Below are 25,339 nucleotides of genomic sequence, written 5' to 3'. Positions count from 1 at the left end.
CGCCGTGGTTCGCATGTGCTCGACCCTGCGGGGGTCGACCCCGCCCATGCATCGCGCGGCGCTGATCGTCGCGGGGGGCGTGACCCTCAAGCTCGCGCACCGACCGCGACTTCGGGCCCGCGCCTTGCGAGGGCTCAGGACGGCGCGAGCGGCGCCGCCTGCACGTCCGCGGTTTTCGCGGGGGGCTCCACTTCGGCCGGCTGGCGCGTGAATTCGGGGTTGGACGCGACCCAGCCCATGAAGATCTGGTACCCCAGCGTGAGCAGCGTCGCGCCGACGAACAGCCCCAGGATGCCCGCGGTGGCCATGCCGCCGAGGGCACCGAGCAGGATCACCGGCATGGGTGCGTCCACGCCGCGGCCGAGCAACAGCGGCTTCAGCACGTTGTCCAGCATGCCCGCGAGGAACAGCAGCACGGTGAAGAGCACGGCCGCGCCAGTGGCGTAGTTGCCGCTCATCCAGAGGTAGACGATCGCGGGCAGCGTGACGATCAGCACCGGCACCTGCGCGATCGCGAGCACGAGCACGACACCCGCCAGCACGCCCGCCAGCGGCACCCCCGCGGCGAGCAGGCAAAGCCCCACGGCCAGCGCCTGGATGAAGGCGATGCCGATCACGCCCTGGGCGACGGTCCGGATCGTGCCGGCCGCCAGCGTGGTGAACACGCCCCCGCGCTGCACTCCGAACACCCGCTCGAAGATCGCGCGGCTGGCGCGTGCGCCGGACTCGCCGAAGGCCATCACGATGCCGGCCACGATGAAGGCGAGGATGAACTTGAGGATGCCGCCCCCGATGCTGGCGACCATGCCGAGCGCCATCCTGGCCAGTTCCCCGACCTTGGGCTGCATGCTGCGGATCAGCGCCGGCAGGTCCCGGTGGGCCTGGTCCCAGTACAGGTAGACCTTGTCGCCGATGACCGGCCAGGCGGCGACGCTCTCGCGCGGTGGCGGCACCTGGAGCGAGTTGTCCTGCACGCCCGCGACGAGGCGCTGCACCGAATCTCCCACGGAGCCTATGAGCACCGCCGCCGGTACGACGATCAGCGCGATGGCGAGCAGGGTGATCGCGGTCGCCGACCAGGCAGGGTGGCCGCCCATCTTGGCGGCCAGGGTCCGTTGCAGCGGATACAGCGTGACGGCGAGGATGATCGCCCAGGCCATCAGGGGCAGGAAGGGCGCGAAGATCCGGTAGCACAGGAACGCCAGCACCAGCACCAGGCCGGCGCGGATCAGGACGTCCAGCAGGCGGGCGGAGATCCGCTGTTCGAGGGAGGGGTCGAGGTTCACGGGAAGCTCCGGTCGATGCAGGGTCTGCAATCTTCGCGCGCTGGCCGCGGCGCGCGCAAAACGGTCCGACGATGCCGCCACCTGGCGGTGGAAGCCGATCCGGTGTCCGCGCCTGGAACGCCCGCCGGCATCAGTACTTGATGTCCCGCTTGGCCTGGCGGCCGCCTTGCTTGGTTTCGCGCTTGTCCTGGCGGCACTCGGCGTTGCTCTTGTTGTTCTCCTGCCGGCAGTCGATCTTGGCCGAGCGGGCCTCCTGCTTGGCGGCCTGGTTCACGTTCCTGCCGGCCTGGCGCTGGTCGGCCTGCTGGGTCTGCCCGGACGCGGCCCCGGACAGGACCACGAGGCCGGCGGCGATCGCCAGGGGTGCGACGCTGCGGTGCCAGAAATTGAAGGCCGAATCACTCATTCGCGTGCTCCTGTCGTGGAAGGAAGGGAACGGGTCTGCCATCGTTGGCAAGCCAAGGTGTACTGGAGGTCACCCCCGGGCACAAGGAAAGGCCCCTGAGGAGCATCGGAGAACCTCCTTGGGCAAGAAGTGAAAGTCCGCGCGGGATCAAGCCTGGCGCGGAACATGCCCCCAGGTCCAATGTTGCGATTTCCATGGGGTCCCCACAATGGGCGCGTGAAGCCGCTCCCGAAACTGCGCATCAAGGGCGCGCCCGGAGACAGCCGCCGGGTGTGGCTCTGGATTTGCGGAGGCGCTGTCCTGCTGGTGCTGCTGGTGCTGGCGCTGTTCCAGGTCGTCGGGCGCCTGAGCCCCCTGCCGCCAGGCTCGCTCGTGATGAGCACCGGGGCGGAGGACGGCGCCTATCACCTGGCCGGACTGGAGTACCAGCGCCTCCTGGCGGCCAAGGGCGTGCGTCTCGAACTGCGAACCAGCGCCGGAAGCATCGAGAATCTCGACCGGCTGCGCAACGACGAAGTGTCGGTCGCCTTCGTGCAGGGCGGGATCGGCCCGCAGCCGAGCGAAATGGCGCCGGAGAAGATGCCCCTGCGCGCGCTGGCGAACGTCGCGTTCGAGCCGGTGTGGATCTTCACGCACACCATCGACGTGACGCACGGCCTGCAAGCGCTTGCCGGCAAGCGTGTCGCGGCCGGCCTGCCTGGCAGCGGCAACCTCAAGCTCGCGGTCGACCTGCTGCAGGTCTACGGCATGGAGGTCGGCGTGGGCGACGGCCCCAGGGCTGCGCGCAAGGGCCCGGTCCTCACCGACGACACCGGCATGGCAGCCGCCGACAAGCTGCAGCGCCGCCAGATCGACGCCGTCATTCTCATCGCCGGCCCCGGCGCCCCGGTGGTGCAGCGGTTGCTGGCCGACCCCGCGATCAAGCTGGCGTCGCTCGACCACGTGGAAGGGCTCTCGCGTCGCTTCGGGTATCTGCAGCCGGTGAGCCTCAAGCGCGGCTCGGTCGACCCGGCGCACGACCGGCCGCATCGCGACATCGCGCTGCTCGCGACCAACACCAACCTCGTCGTGCGCGAGGATCTCCATCCCGCGCTGGCGTACCTGCTGCTGGACGCGGCGCAGCGGGTGCACCATCCGGTCGGCCTGCTGGAGCGGCTGCCAAGCGATTTTCCGAACGCGCGCGTCACCAACTTCGCGCTGTCCGACAACGCCGAGCGCTATTTCAAGAACGGGACCCCGTTCCTGCAGAGTTACCTGCCGTTCTGGATGGCCAACTACGTGCAGCGGCTGGTGCTGGTGCTGGTGCCGCTCGCGGCGATCCTGTTGCCGCTGGGGCGGCTGCTGCCGGGGCTCATCGCCTGGCGCCGGCAGTCGCGCCTGTTCCGCCACTACGGCGAGCTCAAGTTCCTCGAACGGGAGTTCACGTCACGCACGCTGGACGAGGAAGAGCGGCGCGTGGCCAGCGAACGGCTGGCCCGCATCGAGGGCGAGATCGCGCAAACGAGGTTCCCGCTGGAGCTGCAGGACCGCGTGTACACGCTGCGCCAGCATGTGGACTATGTGCGGGAGCGGATCGCGCGAAGCGGCAGCACGTAGTCGCCGCTGCCGCGGCCCTCACTCCCGGCGCACGCCTTCCGGCAGCCGCTCCCGCAGCCCGCGACTGGCCAGCTTCAGCGGCGTGCGATGCGCGGTCCACCCGGCCTGGCGCGAGGGGGTCAGCTCCCGCAGCGCGCGTCCGACGCGCACGGCCAGCCGGTACCAGGCAGGTCGCTGGCTGACCCAGGCCCACGCCTTCCACGCCAGCGCCTCCTTCCAGTCCTTCGCGGCACCCTGGCCCGCGAGCGGCGGGTGGCCGGGCAAGGCGTCGTGCCGGGCGGCGTGGCGCAGTTTCATGAGCAGTTGGGGGATCGGGATGGCGACCGGGCACACCTCGGCGCACGCCCCGCACAGGCTGCTCGCCGTCGGCAGCGCCTGCGTCGGCTCCAGGCCCAGCAGGTGCGGCGAGATGATGGAGCCGATCGGCCCCGGGTAGGTCGTTCCGTAGGCCAGCCCGCCGATGCGCGCGTAGACGGGGCAATGGTTCATGCACGCACCGCATCGGATGCACTGCAGCGTCGGGCGGAAGTCGGCGTCGCGCCACGCCTGCGTGCGGCCGTTGTCCAGCAGCACCAGGTGCACCGCGCGCGGCCCATCGAGCTCGCCGGGGCGGCGCGGGCCGGTGATGACGTTGAAGTACGTCGTGACGGCCTGGCCGGTGGCCGAGCGGGTGAGCAGGTTGAACAGCGGCAGCACATGCTCGAAGTGCTCGACGACCTTCTCGATGCCGGTGATCGCGACGTGCACGTCCGGGACCGTCGTGCACATGCGGCCATTGCCCTCGTTCTCGACGAGGCACAGCGTGCCGGTTTCGGCCACCATGAAGTTGACGCCCGACACGCCCACCTTCGCATCGCGGAATTCGTTGCGCAGCACGCGGCGGCCGATGGCGATGAGCGCGTCCACGTCCTCGGTGTAGGGCGTCTCCGGGATGCGCTCGGCGAAGAGCGCGGCGATCTGCTGCTTCGTCTTGTGGATCGCCGGCATGATGATGTGGCTGGGCCGCTCGCCGGCCAGCTGCACGATGTACTCGCCCATGTCGGACTCGAGACAGTCCACGCCGTGTTCGGCCATGCGGTGGTTCAGCTCGATCTCCTCGCTGACCATCGACTTGCCCTTGACGAGGCGCCGTGCGCCGGCCTCGCGCGCGATGGCGAGGAAGATCTCGTTCGCATCCTCGGGCGTCGCGGCCCAGTGCACCTGCACCCCGCGGGCGAGCAGGTTGCGCTCCAGCATCTCGAGCAGGTCGGGCAGCCGCGACAGGCTGTAGCGCCGGATCGCCTCGCCGACGTGGCGCAGCGGATCGAAGACCTCCGACGCGCCGAAATGCGCGGCGCGCTTGGCCTGGAGGAAGTCCATCGCGCTGCGGAAGCTCGCGCGCAGGTGGGCGTCGTTGACGGCCTCGCGCGCGTTCTCCTTGAAGCGGCGCGGGTCGACGAAGTGCAGGGGCGCGGCGTGGCCGTGCGCGGCCGCCTGGGTTGTCGGGTTCATCGCGTCGCCTCCGCCAGGTCGTCGACCAGCACGATCACCAGTTCCTTCGGTCCGTGCGCGCCGTAGGCCAGCACCTGCTGGATGTCGGCCGTCTTGGAAGGACCGGTGACCAGCAGCAGGTTGGTGGGCAGCTCCGGCGGGCCGTCCCCGGGAAAGAGCGCGTGCATCGCCGCGGGCAGGCTGGCATGCAGCTGGCTCGCCATCAGCACGGCGACGTGCACCGGTGGCACGAGGGAGAGCGTGCGCGGCTCGTGCCGTCCCGGCCGCAGCACCAGCGTGCCCGTGTCGGCGATGCCCGCCACGGTGCTGGTCACGGCGGCGTCCACCGCGTCGAAGAGTTCGCCCTTCCACGCTTCCAGCGGACGCTCGAAACGCCGCACGGCGAGGCCCTGCAGCGCGCCCTCGAGGCCGGGCTGCAAGGGCGAAGCGGCGCCGATGGCGACGCTGCGGCAGCGGCGCTGCGCGAGCGCCTGCCGCACGGCGGCGGGCCAGGTTTCGGGGCTCGCGTGGAGCACGTCCGCCCGCCACCCGCGCGCGGCCGCTTCGAAGGGCGCGCACAGCGTCGCCGGATCGATGCGCGCACCGACGCGCCCGCGGCCGAAAGTGCTCGCGTGATAGGGCGCGAGATCGGGCGCCGGCAGCGGCGAGGCCGGAACGCCACGCAGCGCGGCGAAGATGGCGTGGCGGGCGACGCGGGTATCGGGCAGGGACATGATCGTGGCCTCGGGTTCAGTCGGTGACTTGCTGCGCCGCGTCCGCGGCGCCGCGCCGTTCGCGCACGAAGCTGGCCAGGTGCACCAGCCGCGGCAGCGCCTCGCCGGCCGCGCGGCGCTTCTCGGCCGCGTGGTGCAGGTTCAGCAGGCAACCGCAATCGGCGCTCACCACCACGTCGGCGCCCGTGTCGCGCAGGGCGTCGAGCTTGTCGGTGACCATCGCGCCGGAGATGTCGGGATGGCGCGCCGCGAAGGTGCCGCCGAAGCCGCAGCATTCGGTGACGCGTGCCTGCTGCACCAGCTCGACGTCCGGCAGCGCCTGCAGCAGCGCCTCGCCGGGCACGTGCGTGCCCATCTCGCGGCGCGCGCTGCACGAGGTGTGCAGCGCGACCTTCACCGGCGGCGCCGGCCGCGCGGCCGGAGCCGGCTGCGCGAGGCCCATCGCCTGCGCGAATTCGCTCCACTCGACGATGCGTCCGGCGACCTCCTGGGCCCGGGCTTCGAGCGCGGCATCGCCGGCGAACAGCTTCGGCCAGTGATGCTTCATCATGCCCGCGCACGACCCCGACGGCACCACGATGGGCCAGGGCCCGGGGAAGATGGCCAGCTGGGACTGGGCGACGCGGCGCGCCTCGTCGAAGAACCCCGAGCTGTAGGCGGGCTGGCCGCAGCAGCTCTGGGCACGCGGGAACACCACTTCGATGCCCGCCTCCTGCAGGAGGCGGATGGCATCCACTCCCGCCTGCGGGGCCATCAGGTCGACCGCGCAGGTGGAGTAGAAGTACACCGTCGAGGGACGGGTGGTCATGGCATCACGCACGCCGGCGGCGCAGCACCATCGCCAGCAGCGCCGCGCCGATGGCGGCGGCGGCGATCCACAGCGGCGTCGACGAAGCCGCGGCCGGCAGCGCCGTGCCCTGGCCCGTGTGACCGGGGATCATCCACGGGAAGACGTAGGCCTGCAGCGTCGTGATGATGCCCACCAGGGTCGCCAGCATCAGGCTGTGCTTGACGGTGAAGCGGAACAGGTCGGACTCCTTGCCCACCAGGCCCACGGCCGCCGTCGCCACCGCGATGGATTGCGGCGAGATCATCTTGCCGGTCACGCCGCCGGTGGTGTTGGCGGCGACCAGCAGGGTGTCGGGCACGCCGATCTGCTGCGCGGTGGTGGCCTGCAGGTTGCAGAACAGCGCGTTGGCGGAAGTGTCCGAGCCGGTCAGGAACACGCCCAGCCAGCCCAGGAAGGGCGAGAAGAAGGTGAACGCTACGCCGGTGCCGGCGAGCAGCAGGGCGAGGGTGGCCGACAGGCCGGAGTAGTTGGCGATGAAGGCGAAGCCCAGCACCATGCCGATCGAGTAGATCGGAAGGGCCAGTTCCTTGAACGTGCCGGCGAAGGCTCGCAGCGCGTCCATCGGCCGCATGCGCAGCAGCACCAGGCTGATGATCGCGGCGATCAGGATCGCGGTGCCGGTGGCCGACAGCCAGTTGAAGGAGTAGGAGGCGGCGTAGGGGCTGGCCGCCTTCACGATGGGCGGCATCTTGACGGCGAGCTTGTCGAGGAACGGCACCGGCGTGGTGATCACGGTCCAGGCCAGGGCGCCGCCCTTGGCGAACAGGGCCTTGAAGGGCTTGAGCGACCAGATCGTGACGACCACGGTCAGGATGGCGAACGGCGACCAGGCCTTCAGCACGGCACCCAGGGAGTGCTTCCTCTCCGCCTTGGCCACGGTCTCCTGGCCTTCGAAGCGGAAGATGCGCTTGGGCTTCCAGAAGCGCAGGAACACGGACAGCGAGATCAGGCTGACCAGCGCCGAAGTGATGTCCGGCAGTTCCGGGCCGATGTAGTTGGCGGTGAAGTACTGCGTGACGGCGAAGGACACGCCGCACACCAGGATCGCGGGATAGGTCTCGCGGATGCCGCGCCAGCCGTCCATCATCGCGATGACCCAGAAGGGAACGATGACCGACAGCAGCGGAAGCTGGCGCCCGGCCATCTGCCCGATGTGGAAGGGATCGAGGCTGGTCACCTGGCCGGCCACGATGATCGGGATGCCCATGGCGCCGAACGCCACCGGCGCGGTGTTGGTGATCAGGCACAGGCCGGCCGCGTAGAGCGGATTGAAGCCCAGGCCCACCAGCAATGCCGCGGTGATGGCCACCGGCGCGCCGAAGCCCGCCGCGCCCTCGAGGAAGGCGCCGAACGAGAAGCCCACGAGCAGCATCTGCAGCCGCTGGTCCTCGGTCAGCGAGACCACCGAAGCCCGGATGATGTCGAACTGCCCGGTCTTCACGGTCACCTTGTAGAGGAACACCGCGGTCACGATGATCCAGGCGATCGGCCACAGGCCGTAGAAGAAGCCGTAGCCGGCCGAGGCCAGCGCCATGTCGGCGGGCATGCCGTAGGCGAACACCGCCACCCCGAGGGACAGCAGGACGGTGATGGTGCCCGCGATGTAGCCCTTCATGCGCCAGATCGCCAGCGCCATGAAGAAGAAGATGATCGGGATCGCGGCGACGAGTGCCGACAACCAGAGGTTGCCGAACGGGTCGTAGATCTGCTGCCAGGTTTGCATGGCGAGGGTCTCCTCGGGTGGGGGTTGGAAAAGGGGGCGGGAGGTCAGCAGGCGGCTTCGACGGCGTCGGGACGGCTGCATTCCTCCAGCAGGTAGGCGATCGAGCGGTAGGTCCGGCCGGTGCGGTCGGTCAGGCCGATCTCGCACGTCCGGTTCGTGGACACGCCCGAACAGCAGGCTTCGGGCAGTTGGGCGGGCACGTGCCGCAGCGCGTGCGCGTTGAGTTCGGGGGCCGTGAAGCCGACGTCGCCGCCGAAGCCGCAGCAGGTGACGCTGCCGGGCTCCACCACGTTCTCGGTGCAGGCGCGCAGCACTTGGCGCAGTTTCTCGTCGGAGGCCGAGCGGCGCACGCTGCAGTTCACGTGCAGCGCCACCGGGGCGGTGCCGCGGCGGATGCGCAGCCGCGGCAGCAGCGCGTCGTGCGCGAATTCGTGGAAGTCCAGCACCTCCAGCCGGCCGGCGAGGTGCTTCTTCATGCGCAGAGCGCAGGTGCTGGCATCCATCACCACCGGGTAGTAGCCGCCCTGGCCGTCGTCGGCGGCGCGCAGCAGGGCGTCGGCGAGCGTGTCGGACATCGCTTCGGCTTCCTCCGCGCGGCCCTTGCTCGCCAGCATCTGGCCGCAGCACAGGCGCTCGACGCCCTCCGGCAGCCGCACCGCGTAGCCGGCCCGCGTCAGCACCTCGGTGACGACCTCGTGCAGGGAGGGCTGCCCCGGCGTGCCGTCGCCGAAGATGCGGCCGCTGCAGGTCGGGTAGTAGACCACCGGATCGCCGGCGTGCGGGCGCGGCGCGACGACGCGGCGGCTGGCCTGCGGCATCTGCTTCTTCCAGGCGCCGCCCGAGACGCGCGCGAGCAGTTCGTCACCGGCCAGGCGGGCGGCGGCGTGGCCGACGCGCAGGCCCATGCGCGACAGGCTGGCGAAGGCGCCGAAGTGGTCCGCGGACCAGCGGTTCAGCGCGCGCTCCACCGGCGCGGCGCGCCGGTCCCGCAGCAGGCGCACCAGATCGCCGGTGTCGATGCCGACCGGGCAGGCGGTGGAGCACAGGCTGCACGCGGCGCAGGTGTCCAGGCCCAGCGGGCCGAAGGAGGCGTCGATCTCCGCGGTGGACTCGCCGGCCGCCGCCAGGCGCGAGCGCTCGCGCCAGCTGGTGATGCGCTGGCGCGGCGAGAGGGTCAGCTTGTGCGAGGGGCACAGCGGCTCGCAGAAGCCGCACTCGATGCAGCGGTCCACGACCGCCTCGGCCGCCGGCATGGGCTTGAGGTTCTTCAGGTGCGCGCGCGGGTCGTCGTCGAGGATGACGCCGGGGTTCAGCAGCGTCCCGGGGTCGAACAGCGCCTTGATGCGGCGCATCAGCTGCATCGCCTTCGGGCCCCACTCGCGCTCGACGAAGGGCGCCATGTTGCGGCCCGTGCCGTGTTCCGCCTTCAGCGAGCCGTCGTACTCGTCGACGACCAGCGTGCACACGTCTTCCATGAAGCGGGCATAGCGCTCGATCTCGGCGGCATCGGAGAAGTCCTGCGTGAAGACGAAGTGCAGGTTGCCTTCCAGCGCGTGGCCGAAGATGATTCCTTCGGGGTAGCCGTGCCGGCGCATCGCGGCCTGCAGGTCGAGCGTCGCCGCCGCCAGCGACTCCACCGGGAACGCGACGTCCTCGATGATCACCGTGGTGCCGGTGCGGCGCATCGCGCCCACGGAGGGGAAGGTGCCCTTGCGCACCTTCCAGTAGCTTTCGCAGACGGCGGGGTCGGTCGAGAAGGACGCGGCTTCGACGGTGGGGAAGGGCGCGAGCACGCCCAGCGCCGACTCGATCCGCAGTTGCAGCGCCGGAGCGGTCTGCGCACGCACCTCGACCAGCAGCGCCGCCGCGTCTTCGCCCAGCGTGCGCATCGCGGCCGGCATGCCGGGCTTGTCCTGCACCGAGCGCAGCGACGCGCGATCCAGCAGTTCCACCGCGCTGACCTGCAACCGGCGCAGTCCGAGCACCGCCTGGCAGGCGTGTTCGAGGGTGGGGAAGAACACGAGCGCGCTCGCCTTGCACGGGTCGTCGGCCACGGTGCGGTAGGTGATGCGCGAGATGAAGCCGAGGGTGCCCTCCGACCCGATCATCAGGTGCGCGAGGATGTCGATCGGGTCGTTGAAATCGACCAGGGCGTTGAGGCTGTAGCCGGTGGTGTTCTTGATGCGGTACTTGTGCTGGATGCGCTGCGCGAGCGCCGCGTCCGCCTGGGTTTCGGCCGCCATGCGCGCCAGCGCCTGCAGCAGTTCGGCGTGGCTGCGGCGGAACGCGGCGACGCTCTCGCCGTCGGCCGTGTCCAGGACCGCGCCGTCCGCGAGCACCACGCGCATCGCCTCGACCGTCTGGTAGCTGTTCTGCGCCGTGCCGCAGCACATGCCGGAGGCGTTGTTGGCGGCGATGCCGCCGATCTTGCAGGTGGCGATCGAGGCCGGGTCGGGCCCGATCTTGCGGCCATGCGGCGCCAGGCGGGCATTGACGTCGCCGCCCACCATGCCCGGGCCGAGATGCACGCTGGCGGCGCCCGGCGGGATCTCGCAGGTGGCGAAGCCTTCGCCGATCAGCGCGAGCACGCCGTCGGTCACGGCCTGGCCCGACAGGCTGGTGCCGGCGGCGCGGAAGGTGACCGGGCGGCCGTGGGCGCGCGCGGCCCGCAGGACGGCCTGCACCTCGGCCTCGGACTCGACGACGGCGACCACCTCCGGCGTGAGGCGATAGAAGCTCGCGTCGGTGCCGTAGGCGAGGCGCCGCAAGGGATCCGTCACGACCTGCCGCGCGGGCAGTTCGGCCCCCAGGGCCAACGCGATCTCACTGTCCCGGGATCTTCCTGCGCCGCGCATCTTGTCTCCTGTTTGTTGGTCAGACCAATCTGGGTGTGCATTCTTCGTGGCTAACCTTTAACGAAACTTGCATCACTGGTAAGACCAGTATTGCGCTTGATCTATCGCAAACCGGTGGGGCTGGTCAGACCATGGGCCGCGCGCACGCCGCTTCGCGCTATACTGGTCAGACCAAGGAGGCCAACCCCGTGAGCACGACATCCGCCCAGCGAACCCCGCGGCTCGCCGACGCGATCGCGTCGAAGATCGAGCAGCGCATCCTCGAAGGCACCCTGCGGCCGGGCGACCGGCTGCCGGCCGAGCGCGAGCTGGCCTCTGAACTCGGCGTCTCTCGGCCGTCGCTGCGCGAGGCGATCCAGAAGCTGGCGGCCAAGGGGCTGCTGCACACGCAGGAGCGGGGCGGCACGCAGGTTACCGACCGCCTCAACGCCCACTTCGCCGATCCCTGGGTGCAGATGCTGGCCGGCCATCCCGACGTTCATCGCGACATGCTCGAATTCCGCGCGCTGCTGGAATCCCAGGCGGCTTATTGGGCGGCGGACCGCTGCACCGACGTCGACATCAAGCTGCTGGACGAGGCGCACGCGGCGCTGCAGGCGCAGTACGACGGTGCGCCACTCGACGACTGCATCGACGCCGACCTGCGCTTCCACCAGGCGATCGCCGAGGCCTCCCACAACGTTCTCGTCAGCCATCTGTGCGCGAGCCTCATGAAGGTCGCGCACGGCCACATCTCCGACAACCTGCGGGCGCTGCACCCGCGGCCGCATCGCTGGGACCAGCTCAAGGGGCAGCACCGTGCGATCTGGCTGGCCATCCGCGAGCGCCGTCCGGAGGACGCCGCCCGCGCCACCCGCGCCCACATCGATTTCGTGCGCGAGTGCATGGAGGAGACCGCGCTGGCCGAAGAGCGGCGCGCGGTTGCGCTGCGGCGCAGCGCCCAAGCCACCCAGCCGGCGCGCGCCTGAGCCCGATGGGCGAGGTGGTCCTGCAATCGCGGCTCACGTGCCCGAACTGCGGGCATGCGAAGACCGAAACGATGCGCCTCGACGCCTGCCAGTATTTCTACGAGTGCGAGCAGTGCCACACCGTCCTGCGGCCGAAGGCGGGGGATTGCTGCGTGTTCTGCTCGTACGGCAGTGTGCGGTGCCCGCCGGTCCAGGCGGGCGGAAGCGCAAACAAGTGTTGCTCCGGGCCCGGAGCTTGACCCCTGTCAGCCGCCCACGGGGCCGACACCTTTCTAATGGCGCGATGTCGGTTTCAGAGTCCCTGGTCCCGTCCGCGCCGGACGCCATGGACCCGCGCGAGCGCGGGGCCTGGGGTCTCGTCTTCGCAGCCTGGCTCGTCGCGGCGACCTCCGTCCTCGGGGCCCTGTTCCTGAGCGAGGTCGTGGGCATCGCGCCTTGCGTGCTGTGCTGGTACCAGCGGGTCTTCATGTTCCCGCTCGTCGTGGTGCTCGCAGTCGGTCTCTTCCCCCTGGACCCGAAGGTCGTTCGCTATTCCATTCCGCTGGTCGCGGCGGGATGGCTGGTCGCGCTCTTCCACGTGCTCCTCACCGAGGGCGTGATCCCGCGCAGCCTGTCTCCCTGCGTGCAGGGCATCCCGTGCTCCCAGGTCGAAGTCGAGTGGTTCGGCTTCGTGACCATTCCGCTGTTGTCCCTGCTGTCCTTCACCGCCATCGGGCTGGCCCTGCTCGGAGCCCGGTCCAAGTTGAAATCATGAAACAGAAGACGCTCTTCATCTCCGCCCTCGTCCTCCTTGCCGCTGTCTTCGTCGGTGCCATGCAGTTCTACGACGGCCAGAAGGAAAGGGAGGCGGCGGCCGCCGCCGCGAAGAACCGCGAATCGCTGGTGCGCATGCATTCCATGTCGCTCGGCAGGGCCGAAGCTCCCGTGCAGATCGTGGAGTTCTTCGATCCCGCGTGCGAAACCTGCGCTGCCTTCTACCCGCTGGTCAAGAAGATGCTCGCGGAGAACCGGGAGGACCTCCGCCTCACGGTCCGCTACGCCCCGCTTCATCGCGGATCGGATGAAGTCGTCAAGGTCCTGGAGGCCGCCCGCAAGCAGGCCAAGTACTGGCAGGCCCTCGAGGCGCTGCTCGCGTCGCAGCAGGATTGGGTGCAGCACCACCAGGCCCGCCCCGAGCTGATCTGGCCGCACCTGGCGCGCGCCGGGCTCGATGTCGAGCGCCTCAAGGCGGACATGCAGGCGCCCGACGTCGCGGCCGCGATCGCCCAGGACGTGGCGGACGGAAGGGCGCTGAACGTGAAGATGACGCCCGAGTTCTTCGTCAACGGGCGCGCGCTGCCGTCCTTCGGCTACGAGCAGCTGCGCAAGCTGGTCGGCGATGAACTGAGTGCGGCCCGGAACGCGAAGGCAGGGTAGGGCGCGAGGGTCGCACCCGGACCGCGGGGTTCAACGAAAGCGACGCGAGAAGCCGATGGCCAGCGCCAGGTCCGGCGTGCGGTCGTTCAGGCCGACGTTGATCGAGAAATCGAGCTGCGTGTCGCGATCGATCGCGTAGGTCACGCCGGTGTCGAAGGTGACCGTGTTGCCGCCGTGGCGTGCGCTGCGCAGTTCCTGGCCGGCGATCTCGACGAATCCGCGCGTCGATGCCCAGAGCGGGCGGCTGTAGGTCGCCGCCAGGATGCCGCCCCAGTAGCGTTGGCCACTGGCGTCGTCCTTGCCGTAGAAGAGCCCGGGCATGACTCCCAGGCTGGCGTCCTGGGGCAGGTCCCATTCCGCGACGAGCCGCACCGACGGCACCTTGCCGGCTCCTCGGAAGGCCCTGGATCCCGAGTCGAAATCGACGCCCGCGATCACGGCCAGGGCCGCCTGGCCGCTGGCTTCGTCCTCGTCGCGGATGTGCCACTTGGCGCTCAGCGACGCGTCGGCCGTGCCGCTGTCCGTGCTCGAAGCGCCCGCGGCGGAGACGGTCTGGCGCAGCAGGCCGTCGGATTCGATGCGCAGCTCCCAATTCTCGGAGACGCCATAGCGCAGCAGCGTCGGCGTGCTGCGGGTGCGGGTCTCGACACCGTTGCGGCGGTCGCGCTCGTAGGCGAGGCTCGTCTCCACCTGGAAGACACCTTTGCCCACCACGTTGCTGGACTCCACGAAGTCGGGCCGGTCGGTCGACAGCGCGTCGTCGTCGTCGGCACACGCGTTCGGGACGGCGAGCGTCATGGCCGCCAGGAAGGCAAGGGCACTGACGGCGGTTCTGGTCGCTCGCAGCGAGGTGGGGCAGGTGGGGCGCATGCAGTCGCTTCCTTGCTCAGCAGGTGGTAACCAATTGTGCTGGCGAGAGATCCGCCGGCCTGTGAATTCGGTCGCGCCCGGCCCAGGCTTCAACGCTCTGGCGGGTGCGATGTCGCTTTTTCGACGCACCTTGCCCATCCATCCTGTATAGACAAACAAGGGTGAAGACGGCGATCCGGGTCCGGTCACCGGCGACGCCTCCGTGGGCAAATGACAAAATCAGGGGTGGGTAAACCTGTATAGTCAGGATAGGTCAAGCAGCTCAGACTCCGCCTGGTTTCACGAGGGACGCCGGCCAGTTCGCCGGTGCGTCCCGTCCGCTTCTTTCGTTCGTACCCCCGAGGAGAGCCGCATGGCCAAGACACTTTTTTCCCAGCGGGCAGCGCTGCTGGCCGTGGGCGCCTGCCTGGCCGCGTTGGCCCAGGCCGCCAGCGCCGAGACCAAGGTCGTGATCGGCATGTCCGGCTGGACCGGCTTCGCGCCGCTGACGCTGGCCGACAAGGCCGGCATCTTCAAGAAGAACGGGCTGGACGTGGAGATCAAGATGATTCCGCAGAAGGACCGGCACCTTGCCCTGGCCTCCAAGTCGATCCAGTGCGCGGCGACCACGGTGGAGACGCACGTGGCCTGGAACACCAACGGGGTGCCGATCGTGCAGATCGTGCAACTCGACAAGTCGTATGGCGCCGACGGCATCGCCGTGCGCAACGAGGTCAGGAACTTCGCCGACCTCAAGGGCAAGACCGTGGCCGTGGATGCGCCCGGCACGGCGTCGTATTTCACGCTGGCCTGGATGCTGAGCAAGAACGGCATGAGCATCAAGGACGTCAAGACCGTCACGCTGGCCCCGCAGCCGGCGGCGCAGTCCTTCGTGACCGGCCAGAACGACGCCGCGGTGACTTACGAGCCCTACCTGTCCACGGTGCGCAGCAATCCCGCCGCGGGCCGGATCCTGGCGACGACGCTGGAGCTTCCCCACATCCAGGACACGCTGGGATGCGCCCCCGACTGGCTCAAGGCCAACCCGGCCGCCGCCAAGGCCCTGGTCGACTCCTACTTCCAGGCGCTGGAGATGATCAAGGCGGACACGACAAAGTCCAACGCGATCATGGGCGAGGCGGTCAAGCAGACGGGCGAGGCGTTCGCCCGGTCCTCGAGCTACCTGCGCTGGCAGGACAAGTCCGCCAACCAGGCGTTCTTCGCCGGGGAACTGGAGGCCTTCATGAAGCAGTCCGCGGCCATCCTGCTGGAGGCGGGCGTGATCCGCAAGATGCCCGACAACTGGTCGGCCATGTACGACGCCAGCTACATCAAGTGACCCCGTCCGCGAGCATGGCCATGGCAAGTGAAACCCGCGTCCTTCCCACCGCGCTGTCCGCGGCCGTCACCGCGGCGCCGGTGCGCCGGTCCCGCGGCATGGTGCCGCTGGAGCCCGTGGGCCCCGCCGCCCGGTGGGCGCTGGGGTTCGGCTTCTTCGTGCTGTTCGTGGCGGTCTGGGCGGCTTTTACGCTCGGAGGCTACGTTTCGCCGACCTTCCTGGCCAGCCCCATCACGATGGTGCAGGAAGCTTGGAAGCTGTTCACCGAGTACGGCTTCCTGCGCGACATCGGGATGACGGTCTGGCGCGTGGTCGGTGGCTTCCTGCTGGCGGCCGCCATCGCCCTGCCATTGGGCATCGCCATGGGCGCCTACAAGCCGGTCGAGGCCTTCCTGGAGCCCTTCGTCTCGTTCTGCCGCTACCTGCCGGCGTCGGCCTTCATCCCCTTGCTGATCCTGTGGGCCGGCATCGGCGAGATGCAGAAGCTGCTGGTGATCTTCATCGGTTCGGTGTTCCAGATCATCCTGATGGTGGCCGTGACGGTGGGCGGGGCCCGCAAGGACCTGGTCGAGGCTGCGTACACGCTCGGCGCCGACAGCCGCGGGATCGTGCGCCGGGTGCTGATCCCGGGCGCCGCGCCGGGCATCGCCGAGACGCTTCGCCTGGTGCTGGGTTGGGCCTGGACCTACGTGATCGTGGCCGAACTGATCGGGTCGTCCTCCGGGATCGGCCACATGATCACCGACAGTCAGGCGCTGCTGAACACGGGCCAGATCATCTTCGGCATCATCGTCATCGGCCTGATCGGGCTGGTCTCCGATTTCATCTTCAAGGCGATCAACAGGAAGTTGTTCGCGTGGGCTTCCCTATGAGCAAGCAACTGTCCATCCAGGGGGTCTCGCGGACCTTCGAGAGCCCCGGCGGGAAGTCCACCCAGGCGCTGCTGCCGGTGGATTTCGAAGTCCGCAGGAACGACTTCGTCACCATCCTCGGGCCCTCGGGCTGCGGGAAGTCCACGCTGCTGCGGATCGTGGCGGGCCTGGACGCTCCCACCGGCGGGCAGGTGCTGCTGGACGGCCAGGCCATCGAAGGGCCCGGAGCCGACCGCGGCATGGTGTTCCAGAGCTACACGCTGTTCCCGTGGCTGAACATCGAGCAGAACATCCGCTTCGGCCTGCGCGAACGGGGCGTGCCCGAGTCCCTGCAGAGGGAGCGGGTCGACTACTTCATCGCGAAAGTCGGCCTGCGCGGGTTCGAGCAGCACTATCCCAAGCAGCTGTCCGGCGGCATGCAGCAGCGCACCGCGATCGCGCGGGCGCTGGCCAACGACCCCAAGATCCTGCTGATGGACGAACCTTTCGGTGCCCTCGACAACCAGACGCGCGTCCAGATGCAGGAGCTGCTGCTGGGGATCTGGGAGGCCGAACAGAAGACCGTCCTGTTCGTGACGCACGACATCGACGAGGCCATCTTCATGGCCAACCGCGTGGCGGTGTTCAGCGCGCGGCCCGGGCGGATCAAGAGCGAGATCGCCGTCGACCTGCCGCACCCCCGGCACTACACCGTCAAGACCACGCCCGAATTCATGGAACTCAAGGCCCGCCTCACGGAGGAGATCCGCGCCGAGTCCATGGCGGCCGCGGAGCATTGAAGCCTCTATGAAATCCCGTGCCTCCAGCTCCCGCCGCGTGCATGGGCGAGCCGACGCGGCCGCGCCGGCCTCCGAGCCGTCGCTGGCCCTGTACGAGCAGGTCAAGGAGCACATCACGCGCCGCATCCAGAGCGGCGAATGGCCGGCGGGGCACCGCCTGCCCTCCGAGCACGAGCTCGTGGCCCAGTTCGGCATCTCGCGCATGACGGCCAACCGGGCGCTGCGCGAACTGGTGGACCAGGGCCGCATCGTGCGCGTGGCGGGCGTCGGCAGCTTCGTGGCGGAAGAAAAGCCGCAGTCGACGCTGCTGAACATCTCCAACATCGCCAGCGAGATCCGCGGTCGCGGCCACGACTACGGTTTCCGGCTTCTCGTGTCGGAGCGCGTCTCGGCTTCGCCCGACGTGGCCGCGTGGATGGACGTGCGCATGGGCGAGTCGCTGTTCCACTGCGTCTGCCTGCACCTGGAAGACGGACTGCCCGTGCAACTGGAAGATCGCTACGTCAATCCGCGGATCGTTCCGGCCTTCCTGGAGCAGGACTTCTCGGTCTCCACGCCCAGCGAATACCTGGTGCGCAACGTGCCGTTCGACCAGATCGAGCATCTCGTCGATGCGGTGCTTCCCACGCCGGAGCAAGCCGATCGCCTGGCCATGGACCGGGCCGACCCCTGCCTGCTGCTGACGCGCCGGACCTGGATCCGCGGCCAGACCGTCACGCTGGTGCGCTGCCTGCATCCCGCTGCGCGTTATCGCCTGGGCAGCCGGGTGCGCACGGACGGCAACCAGAGTCTCGGGTAACTGCCGACGCCGGTCGGCCTTTTTCGAATCCCTCCTGTATAGACATGATCGTATGAGTGTCCAGCCCGAAACCCTGAAGCTCTCCCCCGGCGACGTGGACCTCGCGCAGCTGCGCCGCGTCTTTGCCGGCGACGTCCGCCTGGCACTGGCCGGATCGGCCCGCGAAGGTCTCGCCGCCGCGCATGCCGCCGTGCAGTCCATCCTCGATGCGGGTCTCGTGGCTTATGGCATCAACACCGGATTCGGCAAGCTCGCGCAGACGGTGATTCCGGTGCAGCGCCTGGCCGAACTGCAGCGCAACCTGGTCCTGTCCCACGCCGTCGGCACGGGGGCGCCGCTGCCGGACGGCGTGGTGCGCCTGGTGCTGGCGACCAAGGCCGTGAGCCTGGCGCGCGGTCATTCCGGCGTGCGGGCCGAAATCGTGGACGCGCTCCTGGCGCTGTTCAATGCCGGCGTGCTTCCACGCATCCCTGCCAAGGGCTCGGTCGGGGCCTCGGGCGACCTGGCACCGCTGGCGCACCTGGCCTGCGTCCTGATCGGCGAGGGGGAAGCGCAGCTCGCGGACGGCCGTGTCGTGCCGGGGGCCGAAGCCCTGCGGTCCATCGGGCTTTCGCCCTTCGTCCTGGGACCCAAGGAGGGCCTGGCGCTGCTGAACGGAACCCAGGTGTCGACCGCCCTCGCGCTGGCCGGATTGTTCGGCGCCGAGAACGTGTTCGCCGCGGCCATGATGGCCGGCGCGCTTTCGCTGGAAGCGGTCCGCGGCTCGGTCAGGCCGTTCGATGCGCGCATCCATGACGCACGCGGCCAATCGGGGCAGATCTCCGTGGCCGCCGCGATGCGCGCGCTGCTGGAGGGCAGCGAGATCGTCCCCAGCCATGCCGGCTGCGGTCGCGTGCAGGACCCTTACTCGATCCGATGCATTCCCCAGGTCATGGGGGCTTGCCTGGACAACCTGCAGCATGCGGCCCGCGTGCTGCGCATCGAAGCGAACGCCGCATCGGATAACCCCCTGGTGTTCGCGGACACGGGCGAAGTCATCTCCGGCGGCAACTTCCACGCGGAGCCCGTGGCCTTCGCGGCTGACATCATCGCGCTGGCCGTCGCCGAGGTCGGTGCCATCTCCGAGCGCCGGATGGCGCTGCTGCTGGACTCGAGCCTCTCCGGGCTGCCGCCCTTCCTCGTGCGCGATGGCGGCGTGAACTCCGGCTTCATGATTGCCCAGGTCACCGCTGCGGCGCTGGCCTCCGAAAACAAGTCGCTGGCCCACCCCGCCAGCGTCGACAGCCTGCCGACCTCGGCCAACCAGGAAGACCACGTCTCCATGGCCACGTTCGCGGCAAGGCGGCTGTCGGACATGGTGGACAACACGGCGGTCGTGGTGGGCATCGAGGCGATGGCGGCCTGCCAGGGCATCGAGCTGAAACGCGAACTCGAGAGCAGTCCACCCGTGGAGGCCGAACTCGCCGCGATCCGCGAGCGCGTCGCCTTCCTCCACCAGGACCGCTATCTCGCCCCCGACGTCGAGTCCATGCGCCAATGGGCGCTGGGCGCCCAAGGCCGTCCCTGGCCTGCCGCCGTCACCCCCATGCTGCCCAGCCACGCCTGAACGCCTCGAAGGAGAACCCCATGAACGCAACCGACAAATTCCTCGACGCCCCGGTCTCCGCCGATCCGCGCCACGATGCCAGCCGCCGCATCTCGGCGCCCACCGGCACCACCCTGTCCTGCAAGAGCTGGCTGACCGAAGCGCCGTTCCGCATGATCCAGAACAACCTCAGCCCCGACGTGGCCGAGCGCCCCGAAGACCTGGTGGTCTACGGCGGCATCGGGCGGGCTGCCCGCAACTGGGAGTGCTTCGACCAGATCCTGGCCTCGCTCAAGGAGCTCGAAGCCGACGAGACCCTGCTGGTGCAGTCCGGCAAGCCGGTCGGCGTGTTCAAGACGCATCCCGACGCGCCGCGCGTGCTGCTCGCCAACTCCAACCTCGTGCCGCGCTGGGCCAACTGGGACCACTTCAACGAACTGGATCGCAAGGGCCTGTTCATGTACGGCCAGATGACGGCCGGTAGCTGGATCTACATCGGCAGCCAGGGCATCGTGCAGGGAACCTACGAAACCTTCGTCGAGGCCGGCCGCCAGCACTACGCCAATGACCTCTCCGGCAAGTGGATCCTGACGGCGGGCCTGGGCGGAATGGGTGGCGCGCAGCCGCTGGCGGCCACGCTGGCCGGCGCCTGCTCGCTGACCGTCGAATGCCAGCAGAGCTCCATCGATTTCCGCCTGCGCACCCGCTACGTCGACAAGCAGGCCAGGGACATCGACCATGCGCTGGAACTGCTTCGGCAGCACACGGCCGCGAAGGAGGCGATCTCCATCGCGCTGCGCGGCAACGCCGCGGAAGTGCTGCCCGAGCTCGTGAAGCGGGCGAAAGCCGGCGGGCTCCGGCCAGACCTGGTGACGGACCAGACGTCCGCGCACGACCTGATCCACGGCTACCTGCCTTCCGGCTGGGACGTGGCGCGGTGGAAGGCCGCCATGGCCGATCCGGCGCAGCACGCCGCGCTGAAAGCCGCCGCGGCCAGGAGCTGCGCGGTGCACGTGCAGGCCATGCTGGACTTCCAGGCCATGGGCATTCCCACGGTGGATTACGGCAACAACATCCGCCAGGTCGCGTTCGATGAAGGCGTGAAGAACGCCTTCGACTTCCCCGGCTTCGTGCCGGCGTACATCCGGCCGCTGTTCTGCGAGGGCAAGGGTCCGTTCCGGTGGGTCGCGCTGTCGGGGGATCCGGAGGACATCTACAAGACGGACGCGAAGATCAAGGAACTGTTCCCCGCCAACAAGCAAACCCACCGCTGGCTCGACATGGCCCGCGAGCGCATCAGCTTCCAGGGCCTGCCCGCGCGCATCTGCTGGCTGGGCCTGGGCGAGCGGCACCTGGCGGGACTCGCCTTCAACGAGATGGTGCGCAAGGGCGAACTGAAGGCGCCGATCGTGATCGGCCGCGACCACCTGGACACCGGCTCGGTGGCCAGCCCGAACCGCGAAACGGAAGGCATGCGCGACGGCACCGACGCGGTGTCCGACTGGCCGCTGCTCAATGCGCTGCTCAATACCGCCGGGGGTGCGACCTGGGTCAGCCTGCATCATGGCGGCGGCGTGGGCATGGGCTATTCGCAGCATGCGGGCATGGTCATCGTCTGCGACGGCACCGAGGCCGCCGACCTGCGCCTGGCCCGCGTGCTGGTGAACGACTGCGGCTCCGGCGTCATGCGCCACGCCGACGCGGGCTACGAGCTGGCGGTCGCGACGGCGAAGAAGTTCGGCCTCAAGCTGCCGATGGTGAAGTAGGTGGTGCGGCGCTTCGATGTCTCCGCGCTGCCGGCCACGCCGTGGAAGAACGGCGGCGGCAGCACCCTCGAGGTGGCGCGCTGGCCGGCCGCCGCGGGCATCGAGGACTTCGATTGGCGCGTGTCGATCGCCACGATCGCCGCGAGCGGACCCTTCTCCGTGTTTCCCGGCGTCGATCGCAGCATCACCTTGCTCGAAGGCGAGGGCGTGCAGCTGCAAGGCGAGGGCGTGGCCCACCGCCTGGCCGCACCGCTGGAACCGTTCGCCTTCGCGGGCGACGGCGCCGTCGACTGCAGGCTGCTGGGCGGCGCGTCGCGCGACTTCAACGTCATGAGCCGGCGCGGCCGAGTGCGGCCGCAGGTCCGCGTGCTGCGCGGGGCCAGCGAGCTGCCGGTGGCTCCCCACGGCTTGTTGCTGGCCTGGCGGGGCGATTGGTCGACCACGGCGATGCAGGGCAGCGACCATGTCCTGCGCGCCGGGCAGGGCCTCTGGTGGGCCGACGCCGATTGCGCCTGGTCGGTGGCCTGCGAGGAGGCCGATGGCGCGCTCCTGGCCGTGCAGTGGCAGCCGGCTGCAGCCAGCGATACCCCCACCCGCTAGGAGAGTCCCCATGCCGGCTTTCGACGAACTGCCCCTGGCCGACGGCCTCTGGACCGGCCTGCGCAGCCCGGAGGGGACCGCCTGCGCCATCGCGGTCGACCAAGGCCGGATCGCGTGGATCGGTGCGCCCGACGGCGTGCCGCCGGCCCATGCCAACGGCCCGCGCCACGACGGGCAGGGCGCGCTCGTCACGCCCGGCCTGGTGGATTGCCACACCCACCTGGTCTACGGCGGCCATCGCGCGAACGAATTCGCCCTGCGGCTCGCGGGCGCCAGTTACGAGGAACTGGCCAGGGCAGGGGGCGGCATCCTTTCCACGGTCCGCGCCACGCGCGAGGCCAGCGAGGAAGCCCTGTTCGACAGCGCCTCCGCGCGGCTGCGCAGCCTGCTGGCCGAAGGCGTCTGCGCCATCGAGGTCAAGTCCGGCTACGGGCTGGCGCTGGCCCACGAGCGCAAGCAGCTGCGCGTCGCGCGCCGGCTCGCCCAGGCGCACGGGGTCACCGTGCGCAGCACCTTCCTGGGCGCGCATGCCTTGCCGCCCGAGTACGCGGGTCGCAGCCGGGACTACATCGACCTGGTCTGCCGGGAGATGCTGCCCGCGCTGCACGCCGAAGGCCTGGTCGACGCGGTCGACGTGTTCTGCGAGCGGATCGCCTTCTCGCTGGAGGAGACGGAACGGGTGTTCCAGGCTGCGCAGGCGCTGGGCCTGCCGGTCAAGCTGCACGCCGAGCAGTTGTCGGACATGGGCGGCGCCCAGCTCGCGGCGCGCTTTCATGCGCTGTCGTGCGACCACATCGAACACCTGTCGCCCGCCGGCATCGCCGCCATGGCCCGCGCCGGCACCGTCGCCGTGTTGCTGCCTGGCGCGTACTACACCTTGCGCGACACGCACCTGCCGCCCATCGAAGGCCTGCGTGCCGCCGGCGTGCCCCTCGCCGTCGCCACGGACCACAACCCGGGCTCGTCGCCCGCGCTGAGCCTCCTGCTGATGGTCAACATGGCCTGCACGCTGTTCCGGCTCACCGTGCCGGAGGCCATCGCCGGCGTCACGACCCACGCCGCGTGCGCGCTCGGCCTGCAGGACAGCCATGGCAAGCTGGCGGTGGGCCGGGCCGCGAACTTCGTGCTGTGGAACGTGCAGGAACCCGCGGAACTGGCCTACTGGTTCGGCCAGCGGCCGGTGCGCTGCGTGGTGCGGCAGGGCCGCATCGCCGAAGGAAGCCCATGAACACCCATGCCCTGTTCGCCCGCGATGCGCTGCTGCCGACCGGCTGGGCGCGCAACGTGCTGCTGCAATGGGACGGCGCCGGCCGCTTCACCCAGGTGCAGGTCGACGCCACGCCGGACAGCGGCTCTCAGATTGCCGCGGGCCCCGTCCTCCCGGGACTGCCGAACCTGCATTCGCACGCCTTCCAGCGCGGCATGGCGGGCCTGGCGGAATTCCGCGGCCAGGCCCAGGACAGCTTCTGGAGCTGGCGCACCTTGATGTACCGCTTCGCCGCGCGGCTGACGCCCGCCAGCCTGGAGGCCATTGCCTTCGGCCTGTACGTGGAGATGCTGGAGGCCGGGTACACCAGCGTCTGCGAGTTCCACTACGTGCACCACGACGCGGGCGGCGTGCCGTATGCCGACGACGCCGAGATGGCGCTGGCGCTGCTGCGCGCCGCCGCGGCGGCCGGCATCGGCCTGACGCTCCTGCCCGTGCTCTATCAGAGCAGCGGGTTCGGCGGCCAGCCGCCGGGGGAAGGGCAGCGCCGCTTCATCCGCTCCACCGACGACATGCTGCGCCTGCTGGAGCGCCTGCGCCCCGTGTGTGCAGCGCAGGGTGCGCGACTGGGCCTGGCGCCCCATTCCCTGCGCGCCGTGCCGCCCGATGCACTGCGCGAAGTGCTGGCCGGCCTGGCGGCGCAGGATGCCACCGCACCGGTGCACATCCACATCGCCGAACAGATGCAGGAGGTCGAGGACTGCCTCGCCCATTCGGGCCAGCGTCCCGTGGCGTGGCTGCTGGACCACGCGCCGGTGGATGCGCGGTGGTGCCTGGTGCATGCCACGCACATGGACGCCGGGGAATACCGGCGCGCCGCCGCCAGCGGCGCGGTGGCCGGCCTGTGCCCGAGCACCGAAGCCAACCTCGGCGACGGCGTCTTCGACGGCCCCGCCTGGCAGGCGGCGGGCGGGGCCTGGGGCATCGGCTCGGACAGCCACGTCTGCGTCAACGCGGCCGAGGAGCTGATGCTGTTCGAATACGGGCAGCGCCTGGCCACCCGCAGGCGCAACGTGATGGCCACGCAGGCACACCCGCACGTGGCCACGGCCCTGCTGCTCGCCGCCGTGCGCGGGGGCGCGCAGGCCGCGGGTCGCGCGGTGGGCGGGCTGGCGGTCGGGCACCAGGCCGACCTGGTCACGCTGGATGCCCGGCACCCGGCCCTGGAGGGCCTGGGCGCGGAGGACATGCTCTCGTCCCACGTCTTCGCCAGCCACCGGTCGAACGCGATCCACGGCGTTCATGTCGGCGGCCGGCTGCGCGTGCGCTCGGGTCGCCACGAGGCGCAAGCTCGCGCGGTCGAGGGCCTGGTTTCCGCGCGCCATCAACTCTTGCAGGAGCGCCCTTGAGCTTCGCCACCACCGAATCGCCATTCCGCCTCCGCCAGGGCACGCAGCCCTTGCTGGTCTCGATGCCGCATGTCGGCACGCACGTGCCGCCTGCCTTGGCCGCCCGCTTCACGGGCGAGGCGCGGCAGGTGCCCGACACCGACTGGCACCTCGAACGGCTGTATGCCTTCGCCGAACAGCTCGGGGCCTCGGTCCTGGTGGCCACGCACTCGCGCTACGTGATCGACCTGAACCGGCCGCCCGACGGCGCGAGCCTGTATCCGGGCCAGAGCGTCACCGGCCTGTGCCCGATCGACACCTTCGACGCCACGCCCATCTACGCCGACCCGGCCGACCAGCCCGGCGAAAGCGAGATCGCCGCGCGCCGCGAAGCTGTCTGGGAACCCTATCACGCGTGCCTGCGGCAGGAGCTCGCGCGCCTGAAGGCGGAGCACGGCGTGGCCATGCTGTGGGACGCGCACTCGATCCGCTCCGTGCTGCCGCGCTTCTTCGACGGCCGGCTGCCGGACCTGAACCTGGGCACGGGCAAGGGCACGAGCTGCGATCCGGCACTCGCGCAAAGCCTGCTGGAGATCGCGCGCGACGCTTCCGGCTTCACGAGCGTGCTGAACGGCCGCTTCACGGGCGGCTACATCACGCGCCACTACGGTCGACCGCATGAAGGCGTGCACGCGGTGCAACTGGAGATGACGCAGTGCAGCTACATGCAGGAGGCGCCGCCGTTCACCTACCTCCCGGAGCTTGCGATGCGGGTCGAGCCGCATCTGCAACGCATGTTGCGGGCCATGCTGTACTTCGCGCCAAGGGCCCCTTCCTGAGGGGGCGCACCC

General features: G+C 69.9%; 22 protein-coding genes and 1 pseudogene. 15 read left to right on the top strand and 8 right to left on the bottom strand.

What is annotated here, in order from left to right:
• Window positions 1–134 precede the first annotated feature (134 nt).
• Both JJ685_RS09960 and JJ685_RS09955 read right to left on the bottom strand, forming a co-directional pair.
• A complete protein-coding gene (locus JJ685_RS09960; RefSeq protein WP_201674093.1) occupies window positions 135–1,286 on the bottom strand; it encodes an AI-2E family transporter in 1,152 nt (383 codons plus the stop codon).
• A 130-nt stretch (window positions 1,287–1,416) separates the two neighbouring features.
• Window positions 1,417–1,692, bottom strand: a complete 276-nt coding sequence (locus tag JJ685_RS09955) for a hypothetical protein (RefSeq protein ID WP_201674092.1) — start codon at window positions 1,690–1,692, stop codon at window positions 1,417–1,419.
• Between the two features lie 216 nt (window positions 1,693–1,908).
• Here JJ685_RS09955 and JJ685_RS09950 point away from each other — a divergent pair, with 216 nt between their 5' ends.
• Window positions 1,909–3,288, top strand: coding sequence for a TAXI family TRAP transporter solute-binding subunit (locus JJ685_RS09950; RefSeq protein ID WP_201674091.1), 1,380 nt, complete (start codon window positions 1,909–1,911; stop codon window positions 3,286–3,288).
• 18 nt (window positions 3,289–3,306) lie between these two features.
• Here JJ685_RS09950 and JJ685_RS09945 read toward each other — a convergent pair whose 3' ends face one another.
• The 5 genes and pseudogenes from JJ685_RS09945 to JJ685_RS09925 form a co-directional block, all read right to left on the bottom strand.
• Window positions 3,307–4,779, bottom strand: coding sequence for a LutB/LldF family L-lactate oxidation iron-sulfur protein (locus JJ685_RS09945; protein WP_201674090.1), 1,473 nt, complete (start codon window positions 4,777–4,779; stop codon window positions 3,307–3,309).
• On the bottom strand, window positions 4,776–5,492 hold the full coding sequence (locus JJ685_RS09940) for a LutC/YkgG family protein (RefSeq protein ID WP_201674089.1): 717 nt from the start codon (window positions 5,490–5,492) through the stop codon (window positions 4,776–4,778). Before JJ685_RS09940 ends, JJ685_RS09945 begins: the two co-directional genes overlap by 4 nt.
• A gap of 16 nt (window positions 5,493–5,508) precedes the next feature.
• The gene (locus JJ685_RS09935) at window positions 5,509–6,300 is read right to left on the bottom strand and encodes a (Fe-S)-binding protein (protein ID WP_201674088.1); all 792 of its coding nucleotides are present in this window, start codon (window positions 6,298–6,300) and stop codon (window positions 5,509–5,511) included.
• Window positions 6,301–6,421: 121 nt separating this feature from the next.
• Window positions 6,422–8,065: pseudogene (gene lldP, locus JJ685_RS09930) on the bottom strand (L-lactate permease); the annotation flags it as partial.
• Between the two features lie 44 nt (window positions 8,066–8,109).
• Window positions 8,110–10,881 carry an FAD-binding and (Fe-S)-binding domain-containing protein gene (locus JJ685_RS09925; RefSeq protein ID WP_201674086.1) on the bottom strand — a complete coding sequence of 924 codons (2,772 nt, stop codon included), beginning with the start codon at window positions 10,879–10,881 and terminating at the stop codon, window positions 8,110–8,112.
• A gap of 227 nt (window positions 10,882–11,108) precedes the next feature.
• Between JJ685_RS09925 and JJ685_RS09920 the strand changes: the two genes are divergently transcribed.
• The 4 genes from JJ685_RS09920 to JJ685_RS09910 are packed head-to-tail and all read left to right on the top strand — an operon-like array spanning window position 11,109 to window position 13,304.
• Window positions 11,109–11,888: an FCD domain-containing protein gene (locus JJ685_RS09920; RefSeq protein WP_330901741.1), complete on the top strand. Its 780-nt coding sequence runs from the start codon at window positions 11,109–11,111 to the stop codon at window positions 11,886–11,888.
• Window positions 11,889–11,893: 5 nt separating this feature from the next.
• Window positions 11,894–12,127, top strand: coding sequence for a GDCCVxC domain-containing (seleno)protein (locus JJ685_RS29755; RefSeq protein ID WP_236598863.1), 234 nt, complete (start codon window positions 11,894–11,896; stop codon window positions 12,125–12,127).
• Window positions 12,128–12,171: 44 nt separating this feature from the next.
• Window positions 12,172–12,642 carry a disulfide bond formation protein B gene (locus JJ685_RS09915; protein WP_236598862.1) on the top strand — a complete coding sequence of 157 codons (471 nt, stop codon included), beginning with the start codon at window positions 12,172–12,174 and terminating at the stop codon, window positions 12,640–12,642.
• Window positions 12,639–13,304 carry a DsbA family protein gene (locus JJ685_RS09910; protein ID WP_201674084.1) on the top strand — a complete coding sequence of 222 codons (666 nt, stop codon included), beginning with the start codon at window positions 12,639–12,641 and terminating at the stop codon, window positions 13,302–13,304. Before JJ685_RS09915 ends, JJ685_RS09910 begins: the two co-directional genes overlap by 4 nt.
• A 30-nt stretch (window positions 13,305–13,334) precedes the next feature.
• Here the strand turns inward: JJ685_RS09910 and JJ685_RS09905 are convergent, their stop codons facing one another.
• Window positions 13,335–14,174 carry a transporter gene (locus JJ685_RS09905; protein WP_201674083.1) on the bottom strand — a complete coding sequence of 280 codons (840 nt, stop codon included), beginning with the start codon at window positions 14,172–14,174 and terminating at the stop codon, window positions 13,335–13,337.
• A 352-nt stretch (window positions 14,175–14,526) separates the two neighbouring features.
• Between JJ685_RS09905 and JJ685_RS09900 the strand changes: the two genes are divergently transcribed.
• From JJ685_RS09900 to hutG, 10 genes are read left to right on the top strand one after another with little or no spacing between them, the layout of a single operon-like run.
• Window positions 14,527–15,492 (top strand): ABC transporter substrate-binding protein, encoded by a 966-nt coding sequence (locus tag JJ685_RS09900; RefSeq protein WP_201674082.1) that lies wholly within the window; start codon window positions 14,527–14,529, stop codon window positions 15,490–15,492.
• A 20-nt stretch (window positions 15,493–15,512) separates the two neighbouring features.
• Window positions 15,513–16,364, top strand: a complete 852-nt coding sequence (locus tag JJ685_RS09895) for an ABC transporter permease (protein ID WP_236598861.1) — start codon at window positions 15,513–15,515, stop codon at window positions 16,362–16,364.
• A complete protein-coding gene (locus JJ685_RS09890) occupies window positions 16,361–17,143 on the top strand; it encodes an ABC transporter ATP-binding protein (RefSeq protein WP_201674080.1) in 783 nt (260 codons plus the stop codon). The genes JJ685_RS09895 and JJ685_RS09890 overlap by 4 nt, the downstream gene beginning before the upstream one ends.
• Before the next feature lie 7 nt (window positions 17,144–17,150).
• Window positions 17,151–17,942 carry a histidine utilization repressor gene (gene hutC / locus JJ685_RS09885; protein WP_201674079.1) on the top strand — a complete coding sequence of 264 codons (792 nt, stop codon included), beginning with the start codon at window positions 17,151–17,153 and terminating at the stop codon, window positions 17,940–17,942.
• Window positions 17,943–17,994: 52 nt separating this feature from the next.
• A complete protein-coding gene (gene hutH, locus JJ685_RS09880) occupies window positions 17,995–19,548 on the top strand; it encodes a histidine ammonia-lyase (protein WP_201674078.1) in 1,554 nt (517 codons plus the stop codon).
• Window positions 19,549–19,568: 20 nt separating this feature from the next.
• Window positions 19,569–21,293, top strand: a complete 1,725-nt coding sequence (gene hutU, locus JJ685_RS09875; RefSeq protein ID WP_201674077.1) for a urocanate hydratase — start codon at window positions 19,569–19,571, stop codon at window positions 21,291–21,293.
• Window positions 21,294–21,893, top strand: a complete 600-nt coding sequence (locus JJ685_RS09870; protein ID WP_201674076.1) for a HutD/Ves family protein — start codon at window positions 21,294–21,296, stop codon at window positions 21,891–21,893.
• Between the two features lie 10 nt (window positions 21,894–21,903).
• The gene (hutI, locus tag JJ685_RS09865; protein WP_201674075.1) at window positions 21,904–23,121 is read left to right on the top strand and encodes an imidazolonepropionase; all 1,218 of its coding nucleotides are present in this window, start codon (window positions 21,904–21,906) and stop codon (window positions 23,119–23,121) included.
• Window positions 23,118–24,509, top strand: a complete 1,392-nt coding sequence (locus tag JJ685_RS09860; RefSeq protein ID WP_201674074.1) for a formimidoylglutamate deiminase — start codon at window positions 23,118–23,120, stop codon at window positions 24,507–24,509. Before hutI ends, JJ685_RS09860 begins: the two co-directional genes overlap by 4 nt.
• Window positions 24,506–25,327, top strand: a complete 822-nt coding sequence (gene hutG, locus JJ685_RS09855) for an N-formylglutamate deformylase (protein ID WP_201674073.1) — start codon at window positions 24,506–24,508, stop codon at window positions 25,325–25,327. Before JJ685_RS09860 ends, hutG begins: the two co-directional genes overlap by 4 nt.
• Window positions 25,328–25,339: the final 12 nt, after the last annotated feature.

This window comes from Ramlibacter monticola (assembly GCF_016722785.1).
Classification (GTDB): domain Bacteria; phylum Pseudomonadota; class Gammaproteobacteria; order Burkholderiales; family Burkholderiaceae_C; genus Ramlibacter; species Ramlibacter monticola.
Note: the sequence above shows the minus strand (reverse complement) of the source record. Positions and strands in the feature narration are given on the sequence as shown.